The 14,441-nt window shown below is 34.2% G+C and carries 13 protein-coding genes; 2 read left to right on the top strand and 11 right to left on the bottom strand.

The genetic code is table 11. The annotated features are described in order from the left end of the window. Positions 1–25: 25 nt before the first annotated feature. The 3 genes from BGI23_RS06800 to BGI23_RS06790 form a co-directional block, all read right to left on the bottom strand. Positions 26–559, bottom strand: a complete 534-nt coding sequence (locus BGI23_RS06800; RefSeq protein WP_000941973.1) for a DinB family protein — start codon at positions 557–559, stop codon at positions 26–28. Positions 560–698: 139 nt separating this feature from the next. Next, positions 699–2,393, bottom strand: a complete 1,695-nt coding sequence (locus tag BGI23_RS06795) for a M3 family oligoendopeptidase (RefSeq protein WP_070805562.1) — start codon at positions 2,391–2,393, stop codon at positions 699–701. 160 nt (positions 2,394–2,553) lie between these two features. Then, the gene (locus BGI23_RS06790) at positions 2,554–3,000 is read right to left on the bottom strand and encodes a MarR family winged helix-turn-helix transcriptional regulator (protein ID WP_048526808.1); all 447 of its coding nucleotides are present in this window, start codon (positions 2,998–3,000) and stop codon (positions 2,554–2,556) included. 190 nt (positions 3,001–3,190) lie between these two features. On the opposite strand from BGI23_RS06790, the gene BGI23_RS06785 reads away from it, so the two are divergent. Further along, positions 3,191–4,687 carry a DUF3149 domain-containing protein gene (locus tag BGI23_RS06785; protein WP_070805561.1) on the top strand — a complete coding sequence of 499 codons (1,497 nt, stop codon included), beginning with the start codon at positions 3,191–3,193 and terminating at the stop codon, positions 4,685–4,687. 29 nt (positions 4,688–4,716) lie between these two features. On the opposite strand, the gene BGI23_RS06780 is transcribed toward BGI23_RS06785, so the two are convergent. Then, positions 4,717–4,998 (bottom strand): aspartyl-phosphate phosphatase Spo0E family protein, encoded by a 282-nt coding sequence (locus BGI23_RS06780; RefSeq protein WP_000495540.1) that lies wholly within the window; start codon positions 4,996–4,998, stop codon positions 4,717–4,719. Between the two features lie 336 nt (positions 4,999–5,334). Here BGI23_RS06780 and BGI23_RS06775 point away from each other — a divergent pair, with 336 nt between their 5' ends. Continuing rightward, positions 5,335–6,105, top strand: coding sequence for a divergent polysaccharide deacetylase family protein (locus tag BGI23_RS06775; protein WP_000549803.1), 771 nt, complete (start codon positions 5,335–5,337; stop codon positions 6,103–6,105). Positions 6,106–6,172: 67 nt separating this feature from the next. Here the strand turns inward: BGI23_RS06775 and cbpA are convergent, their stop codons facing one another. From cbpA to phnX, 7 genes are all read right to left on the bottom strand, one after another. Beyond that, complete coding sequence (gene cbpA / locus BGI23_RS06770) at positions 6,173–6,796, bottom strand: cyclic di-AMP binding protein CbpA (RefSeq protein ID WP_001264219.1); 624 nt, start codon at positions 6,794–6,796, stop codon at positions 6,173–6,175. A gap of 125 nt (positions 6,797–6,921) precedes the next feature. Beyond that, positions 6,922–7,551: a class II aldolase/adducin family protein gene (locus BGI23_RS06765; protein WP_000895996.1), complete on the bottom strand. Its 630-nt coding sequence runs from the start codon at positions 7,549–7,551 to the stop codon at positions 6,922–6,924. A 245-nt stretch (positions 7,552–7,796) separates the two neighbouring features. After that, positions 7,797–10,097 carry an NEAT domain-containing leucine-rich repeat protein gene (locus BGI23_RS06760; RefSeq protein ID WP_083322675.1) on the bottom strand — a complete coding sequence of 767 codons (2,301 nt, stop codon included), beginning with the start codon at positions 10,095–10,097 and terminating at the stop codon, positions 7,797–7,799. 413 nt (positions 10,098–10,510) lie between these two features. Then, complete coding sequence (locus BGI23_RS06750) at positions 10,511–11,293, bottom strand: DeoR/GlpR family DNA-binding transcription regulator (protein WP_000117662.1); 783 nt, start codon at positions 11,291–11,293, stop codon at positions 10,511–10,513. Between the two features lie 40 nt (positions 11,294–11,333). Beyond that, positions 11,334–12,518: a saccharopine dehydrogenase family protein gene (locus BGI23_RS06745; RefSeq protein WP_070805559.1), complete on the bottom strand. Its 1,185-nt coding sequence runs from the start codon at positions 12,516–12,518 to the stop codon at positions 11,334–11,336. Beyond that, complete coding sequence (gene phnW / locus BGI23_RS06740) at positions 12,515–13,612, bottom strand: 2-aminoethylphosphonate--pyruvate transaminase (protein ID WP_070805558.1); 1,098 nt, start codon at positions 13,610–13,612, stop codon at positions 12,515–12,517. The genes BGI23_RS06745 and phnW overlap by 4 nt, the downstream gene beginning before the upstream one ends. Positions 13,613–13,627: 15 nt before the next feature. Next, the gene (gene phnX / locus BGI23_RS06735) at positions 13,628–14,422 is read right to left on the bottom strand and encodes a phosphonoacetaldehyde hydrolase (protein ID WP_070805557.1); all 795 of its coding nucleotides are present in this window, start codon (positions 14,420–14,422) and stop codon (positions 13,628–13,630) included. Between the last annotated feature and the right edge of the window lie 19 nt (positions 14,423–14,441).

The following is a 14,441-nucleotide window of genomic DNA, read 5'->3' as shown; positions in this document are numbered from 1 at the left end:
GAAGTGGTCTCCCACTTCTTCCTAATTATCGCTGTAAAATTGCGTGTTTCGCTTCTTTTAACTGCGTAAGATGTCTTTGTTCATGCAAATCAAGAAATTGAACCCACTGATATAAATTCAAATCATTAAAAACAGGATGCTTTAACCCATTTTCAAATAGGTCTTTTTCATCTATAACGCTATGAAGCGCATGTAATAGTTCTTGTCGTGAATGTTCTAGTAATTGGATTCCTTGCTGTTTTTTCATTAACGTTTCTGTTGGTTTCATCTGCTGAGGAGCTTCTCGTTTATGTGTGCGATCAAGTGTAAGTTGGAGGTCTTTAAATGGAGTCGTGTTTCTTTCGTTTTTTTGTAAAGCATATACAAGGGCAGACGTGACAGATTGTTCAACTAAATGCAAGTGATGCAAAATTTGAATAATACTCCATTTATCACGGCGTGGCTTTACATTCACTTCTGTATCATTTAACATTTCAATTTCTGATAATAGCGTGCTTCGGGTAGACTGTAATGAGTTCACCAAACTTTCTAAACTCACATCCATATTAGATTGAAGCATACTTCTTTCCCCCCTTTTTGTTGGTGAAAAGAGGTGCTCCTTATTAGAAACACCTCTTTAGTATTCTGAATTTTCTTTTATTATCTCATTATTTTCTCTTTATGTCGATGTTAAACATGTGAAAAAAAGCGCATGTTTTTTACAATTTTGTGTCGTCAATTGCATGTAGCCATGCTTCAATTTCTGTAATAACACTTTTCACACAGCCTTCAGCAAATGGAGATGTTAAATTTGCAACTTCTACTAATTCCAAGAATGATTTACTTCCACCTTGTTGGCACAGGTTCACATAATCTTCCCACGCCTCTTGTCTATTATCTCTTGCACGTTTCCAAAATTGCAGTGCACAGATTTGAGCTAACGTGTAGTCGATATAGTAGAACGGTGAGCTATATATATGCCCTTGACGTTGCCAGAATCCACCGCGCTCTAAATAATCATTATCTTCATAATCGCGATGCGGTAAATACTTTTTCTCTATATTACGCCATGCAGTCTTACGCTCTTCTGGTGTTGCTTCAGGATTTTCATATACATAATGTTGATACTCATCAACAGATACACCATACGGTAAAAACAGAAGTGCTGAACTTAAGTGAGAGAAATAATATTTATCTGCATCTTCTTCAAAGAATAGCTTCATCCATGGCCATGTGAAGAATTCCATACTCATAGAGTGAATTTCACACGCTTCATATGTTGGCCAATTATATTCTGGAATTTCAAATTTACGACTTTCGTATACTTGGAAAGCATGGCCCGCTTCATGTGTTAATACGTCAATATCACCAGACGTTCCGTTAAAATTCGAGAAGATAAACGGCGCTTTATAATTCTCAATATATGTACAATATCCACCGCCAGCTTTTCCTTTTTTCGCAACTAAATCTAATAAATCATTATCTAACATGAAATTGAAAAATTCATCTGTTTCAGCCGATAACTCTTTATACATCGTTTTTCCATGATTAACAATCCAATCCGCATCTCCTTTTGGAGTTGGATTACCTGTAGGGAATTCAAAGTTTTCGTCGTAATATGCTAACTTCTCTACACCGATACGTGCTTGTTGTCGTTTTCTTAATTCCGTTGTAACAGGAACGATATAATCTAGCACTTGCTGACGATAATTCGCCACCATTTCCGCATTATAATCTGTACGGTACATTCGTGCATATCCAAGTTCAACAAAGTTTTTGAAACCTAAAGATTTTGCGATTTTCGTTCTCACTTTAACAAGCTCGTCATAAATACGATCTAATTCTTCTTCATTCTCAGCTAAAAATCCGTAATATGCTTCACTCGCTGCTTTACGTTCACTTCTTTCTTTTCCTTGCATAAATGGAATAAGCTGTGATAACGTTCTTTCTTCCCCTGCAAAGTCAATCTTTGCAGATGCTAATAACTGTGTATATTGTGAAGACAATTTATTCTCTAATTGTAAATCTTTCACGACTTCATCAGAATATGTTTTTAAATCACACTCCGCAAGAGCAAATAATTGCTTCCCATAATACGCCTCTAATTCTTCACGGAATGGAGAATGAATTAACGCATTATAATACTTTGTACCATACCCTTGTACAACTGGAGAGAATTCATCAAAGAAATCTTGTTCTTCCTTATAAAAAGCATCTGTCGTATCGACAGAATGACGAATGTAACAAAGATTCCCCATTGTACCAAAATCGTTGCGAATTTCGTTAATTGAATGAATAACTTGTTTTTGTTCTTCCGCAGTTTTCGCGTTATCAAACTTCTCTAAAGCAACAGTAAACTTCTCTTTTAATTCTTCAATATTTGGCCGTTTATATTCATAGTCTTTAAATGACATGAATGAGCCTCCTCTCCATTATATGCATCCTTACTATAATTCAATGCTTACTTACAAATCTCCTCTTATTCTTCAGCAAAATACGGCATATACTGCCAACATTACATGTAAACAAAAAAGCTTTGGATTTCTTTATCCAAAGCTCCTTTGGAACATATTATTACTTTTCATACTTTCCAATCTTTTTTAATAGATCCAGTAATTCGTCCTTTTCCTCTTTCGTTAACATTTCAAAAGACTGATGTATAACTTGTTCATGCCCTGGAAAAATAGAAGCAATAAAGTTCTCTCCAGCCTCAGTTAATTGTGCATAAATAACACGTCTGTCATTCGGGCACGGAATTCTTTTTACTAGTCCCTTTTTTTCTAGCTTATCCACAACATATGTAATGCTGCCACTAGCTATTAAAATACGCTCACCAATTTGCTGAAGTGGTTGACCGCCTTTATGATATAGCAGTTCTAATACAGCAAATTCAGTTGGATTTAACCCGTTACTTTGTATAGATTTGTTTGTAGTATCCATAACAGAACGATGTACACGAGATAATGCAATAAATACTTTTAAAGATTGAGAAATTTCTTCTCGTCCATTATTTGATGTCATACAACTTTCAACCCTTCACTTAAATTCTCAATAATAAAAAGAACAAAATAGTACTTCATATAAATTCCGAATGAGTATTCACTCATTCATTATCTCTCCCCAAATATATTATGAATGATTCTTGAATAAAAACATGACAATTTTAACATAGTTTATATATAATGATAATAAAAAAGAAGGAGTACCAAATTTGAAGTTCAAATTCCACAGCATAGTTTTATATATATTGCTTGTTATCCTACCAACAACAGGGATTGGTGCTACATTTTATTCATATCATTCGTATAAAATGAAACAAGAAAATAAACAAGTTGCCCATACGGTTCTCTTTTTATATAGAGACTATTTAGATCACCACCTTGGCGAAGCAATTTCTGCCCTAGAAATGCTCGCAAAGGTCGTAGGAACCGAGACTGGAAATATTAATGGGATGAAAGAAATTGTACATGATACAGATGGAAACGATGCACGTTTTTCTGGTCTATATTACGCTACACCAGAAGGTATCATTACAATCGCATCGGAAGGTGACCGACCACCTGTTGATGTCTCAGATCGTAAATATATTCAAAACGCATTACAAACTAAGAAAACAACTGTATCATCCGTCATTACAGATCGTGTTCTTGGCCATCAAGCTATTATGATTGCTTCCCCCATTTTTAATAAACAGAAGGAGCTCTCAGGCTTATTGTTAGCAAGTTTACGCTTTGACTACATTTCATCATCTTTAAATGCCATTAAGCCACAATACCATTTTGAAGTAACTGATAAGTATAATGTAGTTTTTCTAACCGATGATAATAACGAAACAAGTGATGCACATTCTAATATGCTTACTACCCCACTCCAAAGATTAGATTGGAAGGTCTCTGTTTCTCCGTTACCTATTCATCAAAAAACTTTAAACCAGTGGGTTGCCGTAGAATGTATAGCTACTTTATTTTTAATGTCAATTTTATTTTTACTCGCTCAATATATGTTGTTAAAACGACAAACAAAACTAGAAAGACAACAAAATGAACTACAAAAAATTGAATTAGTTGGAACTTTTGCAGCTAGTACCGCCCACGAAATCCGTAATCCACTTACCGGAATTAAAGGGCTCGTCGCTCTATTAAAAGAGAAATATAAAGATGAACAAGATCAGTTCTATTTTTCCATCATCGAACAAGAAATAGAACGAATTAATGAAATTGTAAGTGAATTTCTTATTCTTGGAAAGCCAACTGCAATCATTGAACAAACATATGATGTGAGAACCATTCTAAATGAGGTAGCATTAATTATTCAATCTGAGGCGAATCTACATAATATTGTATTCCATTTACATTTGCCAGACCGTCCTGTTCATATCCGGTGCTCAAAAGACCATATGAAACAAGTGGTTTTAAACATTACAAAAAATGCAATTGAAGCTATGACTTCTGGCGATACACTAACTATTTTCGTAACAAACAATGAAACACACGCACAATTGCAAATTATAGATACTGGAAAAGGGATTCCAAAACATATTCAAAAACACCTCTTTCATCCGTTCTTTACTAATAAAGATACTGGAACAGGTCTTGGACTTGTCATATGTAAACGAATTATAGAGATGTACAACGGGCATATTTTTATTAATAGTATAGAAAACGAAGGAACGACAGTTCATATCGAAATTCCGTTACACATAGTATAATTATCCTTATCCCTAAAGGGTAATTATACTTATTTCATAAAACCAGCCACAAGCATTCGCCAAAAATTACTTGATTTCCCTTCATACCCAATTTGAAAAATAGGTACCTTTATAATTGATAACCATTTTGGTGTTTGTTTTTCTTTATAACACTGGTACTGTAAAATAAGCTTGTCCAATTCTTGACTAACTTGAATCGTCTCCGTACTATTTAACCCACTCGTTAAACCTAATTGAATCATCTCTTCACGTTTCATATGAATATCACGTGAAAGCTTTTCTAATGTGTACTTCCTTTTTACAGTAAACATTCATATCCCCCTTATTATACTTCCATGCTCTCTACTTTACTTCTCCATTGAACTTTTAACTGCTTATCATATTTGAATTTGAAGAATCAGAAAATTTAACATTTTCTCCCTGTAATTTACAAATCTTTACCCTCACTTTGAGAATTATTACAAATTATTCTATCTTTGTAAATACATTCGCAATAATAGACAATTTTTTTATCTCCTTTTTTTACAAACACCAATTAAATAGCGGATTCCCTATTTTCCATATACTTTTCTTCGACATTTTTTGTTTAATTTATATAAAAACGCAAACCATAATGGTGATTGATAATATAGAAAGGAACTATTTATATGCACAAATATACGATTGCATTGCTTATTTTGACTATGTTTTTACCATCCTTCTTGTTTCCTGTTGAGGCCAAGGCCCATACAAATAAAGTAGCTATTGTCATTGATGACTTCGGCAATAATATGAAAGGAACTGATAAAATGTTATCACTTCCTATTCCACTAACTGTTGCTGTTATGCCTTTTCTTCCTTCCACAAAGGAAGATGCGATAGCGGCTCATAAGAAAGGACACGAAGTTATTATACATATGCCAATGGAACCGATTAAAGGTAAAAAAGAATGGCTTGGACCAAAAGCAATTACAACTGATTTAAGCGACGAAGAAATAAATAATCGACTCGAACAAGCGATTCAAGAAGTACCACATGCAATTGGGATGAATAATCATATGGGATCAAAGGTGACTGCAGACGAAAGAATTGTACGACTTATACTCGCAGCTTGTAAAAAACACGGTTTATTTTATTTAGATAGCAAAACAAATCCTAAGAGTGTCGTCCCAAAAATCGGGAAAGAATTAGGAGTACCAATTATTGAAAATCAATTATTTTTTGATGACGTGTACACAGCGGCACATATTTCAAAACAAGCCCAATTACTCATTAAAAAACTTCAAGAAAAACCGATTATGGTAGCTATCGGACATGTTGGGCCTCCAGGTGAAATTACATCACGTGTTATAGAAACCTCTATTCCTAAAATTCGTGAACATGCAGATTTTATTTTTTTATCCGATTTAGCATTATCTCCGCCTCCTGTTTCAAAATAAGATTCATGACTCAAACTAAAAAAGAGAGCAATCTGCATATAGCAAATTGCTCCCTTTCCTCTTCATCTTAAATATAATCTACATGACTCACCCTGAATCCTTTTTTCTCTATTTTTTCGATTAATTGCTTTAATCTTTTTTCATTTAACTCATCTGTTATATTGACAATAACGCGGCGAATATATTGATCGCCGTTATCTAGCGTAAATAGTCCACCGATATGAAATGCTTTCAACAATGTCCCAAGTTCTTTAATCGTTCCCTTACAATCTTGTGTTGCAATCGTTAATATATAACCACCCGTCCGCATACCAAATGAATCCTCAATAACATCAAATATATTGGAATGAGTTAAGATGCCAACAAATTCATTATAATCATTTAGTACAGCTAAAAACGGCAAACGACGAATAACATAAAATGCTCTGAAAAAAGAGTCCTTTTCAAAAATAAATGCAGTGGAATCTTCCAGCATATGTTCCGTACTTAATTCCTCTAATCCACCATTACACTTCTTTTCTAAAAGATCCACTTTATAAATAATCCCCATGAATTTCTTTTCATCTTCTGCTAATACAGGGATTGCTCGAAATCCCGTTTCATTCATAATTTGCAGAGCCTTCTTACCTGAATCGTTCATTTTGCAAAATGTTACTTGCTGTTTTGGCAGAAAATGATATTTAACTCGCAAAATATGTTCCTCCTTACATGTCAACATGTAATCTATATATAATAAGGAGACCTATATTTTATGAGTAAAATTATTTTTAAAACGCTTTCATTTACTTATTGACTTGTAACGACATCACAAACATTTCATATAACAGAGCTCTTTGCACCTTTTATCATTAACAATTTTACATGGTAGTTCATTAAATATTCTATACCCTCCAACCATTTTTTCGCGTATTCTGGAGTTCTTCCCCACACAATCATGCCATAATTATGAACGAGAACTACTCCTCCACCTTCAATAAAATTCGGCACATTATTCTCTAATAAATCTGCGAATTTTTTCTCATCTTCTACAATGGGAATTGTCATTTCTGTTATACCTTCTTTTCCAAAAACACGTTCCACGCTACGTTTATCGAATGTTACTTCCCCTTTTTCTCCATACAACTCTGATATTAAATGACTATCTACAGTCTGTACTTGTAAAATACATTCTGCACTACTTTTTTTATAAATATCTGCATGCATAAATGATTCCGCAGCTGGTTTTTCTTCATTTTCAAATACTGGTTCACACATACAGTTCACAACAATAAAATCTTCTTCTGAAAATAACCCTTTATCTCTTCCTTCAACGTTTACTAAAAAAGTTAACGGCTCTTTTGACGTACAAAGTGATAAGCTAATTTTTGTACCATAAAACCAATCACGAAGTGCTAGTTCAGATTTCACATCTTTTAATTCATTCCATTTCTTTAGAAAAAATAACATTTCGTCACCCCCGGCGTAATATTCATATAATGTTCGAATCCTTTCTATGTAAAAGGAATATTTTTTGATTATTCTAAAAATTTAATTGAATTATCACATGAGAACGCTTTTTTGTCAATATGGTTTCATCATTCCTCTTTAAAATAGGCTATTCATATGTCAATACTCCTATCTATTCTTTACTTGATTTCGCAATAAAAAATACGTTATTCTCCTTATGGAAAAATAACGTATTTTTTCACTAATCATTTAGTTATTGCATTATATAAAAACTGCGCATATTGTTCACGTGTTACGAAATCATCACCTAAAAACTTTCCGTTTCCATCACCTTTTGATATATTATGATCCGCTAACGCTTTCACATATCCTTCTGCCCAATGGCCAGTTGGTACATCTTTAAAGCTCTCTTTATTATTTCCATCTTCTTTTAACTGAAATGCTTTATATAATACTACAGACATTTCGTATCGAGTTAATATTCCATCTGGACGAAACTCCCCAGTACCATCTCCTTGCATAATTCCAGCTTGCGCAACTGTAGCAATATCTTGCTCAAACATATGTCCCTTCGTATCTGTAAATCTCTCTTTCTGCTCTACTTTATTTTCTAATTTCAAATACCTTTGTACTAAAGACGCAACTTGTCCACGAGTAATACGATCCCCAAATCCAAATTGTCCATTTCCATATCCCTTAAAAATATTTTCTTTCGCTAAATAATGAATTGCTTCCTCTGACCAATGTCCTTTTGGTACATCTTTAAATTCTACTACTCCTACTTTTTCATCTTCTTTAGAAGTGTTATCTTCTTTACTTTCTACCACATTTTGAATCACAGATCCTGTGAAGAAGATTCCTGTATCCGCAAATGGATCTTTTACACCAAATTCATATACTTTCTCACCCGGTGTACTCCACTTAACTGCATCATTACTATACGTACCACCTTCGCTCTTTAAACGAATTTTTGTAGAGATTTTACCATCTTTCTCGTATATAGGTACTTTTACTTCTTTATTTACTTCTGTTTCCTCTAAAAATACTTTTTGATTTTGAACATTGATATAGGCTGTTTTACTTAGTTCTATAACTGGTCGAACATCACGAATTTCATTTGCAACAAAACTTAAGAATACTAACTTTTTCAAATTGCTAGCTGGTGTTAAGTCTGAAATATAATTCGCTTCTAAATCAAGCTTTTGTAAGTTTACTAGACTTGATAATGGAGTAATATCCTTTAACTCATTGTTAGGTAAGTGTAATTGTTTTAACTGTGTCATCTTACTTAGAGGAGTAACATCTTTTATTTCATTTTTCCCGATCCACAATTCTTCTAATTGCTTCATTTGCTCAATACCGGATAAATCTTTTACTTTATTACGTGTTAATACTAAGTCTTTTAAAGGTAATGAATATAACGGTTTAATATCTTCAATTTGATTACCTGCTAAAGTTAAATATGTTACATTTTTCAACGCGCTTAATGGCGCAACATTCGTAATTTTATTATTTGCTAAATTCAAGTAATCTAGTTGTTCCATTTTCGCTAATGATGTTACATCTTCTATTTGGTTACCTGATAAATATAAACTTTTTACATTTTTCATTTCAATTAGTGGTGCAACGTTCGTAATTTTATTATTACTTAAATCAAGAGAATCTAAATTATCCATCTTAACAAGTGGTGTTACATCTGAAAATTCATTACCACGTAAAGCTAAATGTTTCAATTGTTTTAAGCTCGTAAAGAATGATGGATCTTTTATCTTCGCATTCGCAACTGTTAAAGATTTTAAATTTGGCATATATTTTAATGCACTATAATCCAGTATCTCATTCGTATTTAAAAACAAGTCCTTTACTTGTAATAACTCTTCTTTCGTGATTGGTGTATTTAAATCTTTTCTATTAAATACCTTTTTATTAACAAGCTCTCTTAATTTATTATCTGTTATCATATTTTGATTATCAACTGGATGATCCGTCTCCATATTGCCTGAATTAGAGTTATCATCTGGTTTCTCTGTTTCTTTGTCACCTACAGTTGGATCTTTAATTTCAAATTGAACTTGATATTTGTGATCATATCCAATAGCCGGAATAAGTATATGCATTTGCATATTGTGCTTCTTCTCAAACTCGCCAATTTCAAATTGAACTACTTTCGTTCCATTCTTCCTCTTATCTTCTGACAAAACTTTTACATCATGAAATACGCCAGGTTGGTTTTTATCCTCTATTCTAAGGTATTGAAAATAATCGCTATCTTGCATTGTTACAGTTACAATTTTTTTCCCATCCGCAATCGTTACTTTAGGATCTTTTATATATTGAGAAACCATAGATGGCTCGTCTTTTTGATCCTTATATATTTTAATCTCAGTATCGTATGTACGTTCACTAGCTGCCGCTACCGATTGGTTTGCTTCAATTTTTATTGCTGCTAACGCTGGAGTAGAGTATGCAGCAAATGGAATTGCTAATGTTGTCGCTACTACTAGCGCCTTCATATAATTTTTTTTCAAAATAATATCCCCTATCATATATAATCTTTATAATTGATAAACATTATCAATTACTCATAAATAAATGATAATGAATGTCATTATCGATGTCAACGAGAATATTACATTAAATTTATATTTTTAAAGGCAAAAAATATAAAAGCCCTTTATTCAAAGAGCTTTTTTACCTATCGTATGAAGAATTTCATTTTTCTCCTTCTCATTGATGACACCAATTTTTTGCAAAATATTTGCATACAATACAAGTTTATTATATATCCGTTCTGACATACTTCCCCTTCTTTCCTTCGACCAACTTTTTTTGTATTGGTAAATTATATGAAAGAGATGGGAAAATGTGTCCACTTTTTTTGCATAAATACAAATCTTTTATCCCGCTATTTGCAGGCAGTAAAACTCCCACCTCACAATCAGGTGGGAGTTCTACGTATTTAACAAATTGTCCATTGAATATTATGCCTTTTAACTTCCTCTTCAAAACTATAGGGCATTTTCTTATCACAAATTACATGTTGAATGCGCGAAAACGCTGCTATTCGGTAATTTCCTTTTACGCCTACCTTTGTATGATCACATAAAATATATGTTTTCTCTGCTAATTTCATCATCGCTTCTGACAGTTTAGCCTTTTCTAATTCAAAACTAGAAACTCCAAAACCAGGTAATAATCCATCAATCGAAACAAATGCTTTATGAAAATGAAATTGCTGGATAACTTGCTGCGAAATAGATCCTGATACGCGTGAATGTTTTGGAGATACTTTTCCACCAATAAATAAAACTTCACCGTGAAACATCTTTTTATTAATAGAAGAAATTAATTGTGTTGCTACTGGAAATGAACTTGTTACAATCGTTAAATTTTTGCGATGTACAAGATATGGTACCATTTGAAGTGGTGTACTTCCGTCATCAATCGCAATAACATCTCCATCTTCTACAAATGTTGCTGCTTTATACCCAATTCGCTTCTTCTCTTCTATATGTAGCATCTCTCGTTCTAACATTGGTGCCTCTATTCCAGCTCCCGGAAGTTGGACGGCTCCACCATACACTTTCTTCAACTTTTTTTCACGATCCAATTCTTCTAAATAACGACGAATCGTCTCTGTTGATACAGCAAACTCTCTCGCTAATTCTGAAACTTTTACCTTCCCTTTAAACTCTACCTTCTCAAGAATGGTTCGCTTTCTTTCTTCACCTACTACAGACATAACCTCACCCCATTGATTTCTACCTCATACACTGCCTTACTTATACAAAGTTATAACTTTCCTTTTCAACGAAAACTTCCTCGTGAATATGAATACCACGCTTTTTTAGTTCATCAAAAATAATTTGTGGTTTGACAAAAGCTTCCTCGGGTGTCACAACACCAACTTTATTTACATTCCCATTTGCGATTAGCTCTGTAGCAATCCCAAATGGAATACCGACGTTTCTCGTATAAGCTCTTAATTTTTCCCATCCTACAACAGATCCATCAGATAACGGGTGTGTATGATATAATACACGTCTTTGTTTCTCATTATTTTTCATACCTATTACTTCTACATGAAGTGCATAACCGTAAATCTCTGTTTCTTGTCCTTCTTTCGATTGCAATAAATACTTCGCAATACAATCCATTATGCCGATTTCTTTTCCATTTATTTCAACTGGATCATTACGCAATATACCGTAATCATACAATGCACGTACGAGCTGCATATTTTGCTTTGGCCAAGTTCCTCTCGTCTCTATTAGTTTAACGCCTTTATTTTCTAATGCTTTTGCTAACGTAATCGTTTCAGAATGCGGTATGATATACTGCGTTGTCTTACCATAAGGCGCCGGTAATTCAATTTCTCTTGGACGCGCAAACGGAGGCACTTGCTTAAACTCACCATCTTCATACACTGTACGCGATGGCAAATGTGGATCATATTCATATGTTGTTGTTTCTGTAATGGATGCAGAAAAAGCAATGGGACGATACGAATCATGACTTACACGAACTGACTCTACAGTATGTAACTGATTTGCTGCATGCATCGCCATCATTTGCGTTACACCTGGCGTCATACCAAACCCAGGTAAACATGTTTTTCCGTTTTGAACAAATATAGAATGCGAATCATTTTCTTCACCAAATCCATTTAAATTCACACCGTGACAACCTGCTTCTGCAATACATCGAGTAGATAATCCATTTAACTTAATTGTTGTACCATCCATTACAATGTCATAGCCCTTCATTTTTGCAACCGTATCCTCATGATTCGTTACATCTACTTTCACAAAATCAACGCGAGGATCGTTGAGCCATTCTACTACTTTAAGCCCCTCTTCTTCGTTAAAATCTGCTACTGTAATCGTCTCAAAAGATGAAAATTGCACTAAATCTAAAATTGCTTCACGACAAATTTTACCTGCTCCACCTAAGCAAAATACTTTCAACCTATAACAACTCCTTTAGCGATACTATCAACTAAGCGATGAATATCTGCCTCATGTACATCACCGATATTTCCAATGCGGAATGTATCTACTTTTGAAATTTTACCTGGATATATAACAAATCCATCACGCTTTAATTCCTTGTATAATTGCTCAAAATCAAACCATTCTTCTGGATAAATGAAAGATGTAATAATAGGTGATTGATATTTTTCATCTACTAGTGGCTTAAATCCGATTTCTCTCATTCGATTCACTAATAGTTTTTGATTGTTATCATATCGATTGTAACGTGCTTTTACTCCGCCCTCTTTTTCTAATTCAAGTAGTGCTTGATAAAAAGCGTGTACAACATGTGTAGGTGATGTAAAACGCCATTTTCCATTTTGATTTTCCATCGTTTCCCATTGATCGTATAAATCTAAAGATAATGAACGTGCCTGCCCTTTACATTTCAACAATTCATCGCGCTTTGCAATAACAAATCCGAACCCTGGAACCCCTTGAATACATTTATTCGCACTACTAATTAGAAAGTCAATTTGCAACTCAGCGATGTCTATTTCAATACCACCAAAACTACTCATTGCATCAACTAGTGTTACTTTTCCGTATTGCTTCCCTAATTTACATACATCTACAATTGGATTGATAATACCTGTTGTTGTTTCACAATGAACAACTGCAATATGTGTAATCTCTTTATCTTGTTGTAATATCTTTTCTACTTCTACAATATTAGTAGGCTCCCACTCTTCTGTTTGACTGACCACCACATCTATATGTAACATCTCTGCCATTTGTACAATTCGCTTACCATACGCACCATTTGTACAAACAAGCAGCTTTCCGTTTTTTGGAATGACAGAACCGATTACTGCTTCAACTGAAAACGTACCGCTTCCTTGCATTAATACTGTTGTATATCTCTCTTCTTCCTTCGTTGCTAACGATACAAGTTTAGCTCTTACCTGTTGCACCATCGTGTTATATTCAACATCCCACGTACACCAATCGTATAGCATAACTTCTTTTACTGTTTTTGTTGTCGTTAATGGTCCTGGCGTTAATAATAAGTAGTGATTTTCAGTCATGATCCTATTCCCCTTTTATGAAATAATAAATTCTTGTTTCTCGATCTGTTCAATTACGTTTTCGAGTCCCTGCATCGTTTCAATTGTAAAATGAGCCCCGTTTTCAACGAAACGCTTTCGAACTACTTCCATTTTTTCACGAAGTTCTACCGGATCCATAGTTTCAGCTGCCCACTCGCTTAAGCCGAGCTCACTACTACCGAGAATTACACCCACAGTCCACATACCAGCATTTCTGCCCTCTTTCATATCTGACACTGTGTCCCCGACTTTTATCATATGATTCATCGGATACACACCAAGTTCCATCGCATTTTTATAACACATCCAAGGGTACGGACGGCCTGCTGAAACATCATCTGGCGTCACAAGAACATCAGGTTTATATCCTTGTATTTCTGCTTCTTTTGCAACGATGTCCATCATTTCTCTCGTATAACCAGTCGTTGAGCCAATTTTAAGGCCTCTTTTACGTAATGAAGCAACCACTTCTTTCACCCCATCAATTGGCGTGGCATAGTGTGGCAAAATAGTAAAGAGTATTTCTTCAAACTCTTCATACATCTCGTGAATGTCTGCTTCTGTTGGTAAATGTCCGAAAATACGCTCCCACTCATTCGCAATACGAGGCATTTCTGTTAGTGCCCTTACATGATCGATCTTTAATAATCCCATCGGTTTACGGGCTTCTTCATCTGTAATTTTAACACCACGTTTACGAAAAATTTTTATGAATACTTCCAGTGGTGCAAAACATCCGTAATCAACTGTCGTACCTGCCCAATCAAAAATAACTGCTTCTATTTTCATTCAATCCATCACCCTTCTC

The sequence above is a fragment of the Bacillus sp. ABP14 genome, assembly GCF_001831375.1.
In the GTDB taxonomy this organism is placed as follows: Bacteria; Bacillota; Bacilli; order Bacillales; family Bacillaceae_G; genus Bacillus_A; species Bacillus_A paranthracis.
This window is presented reverse-complemented; position numbering and strand designations above follow the sequence as displayed.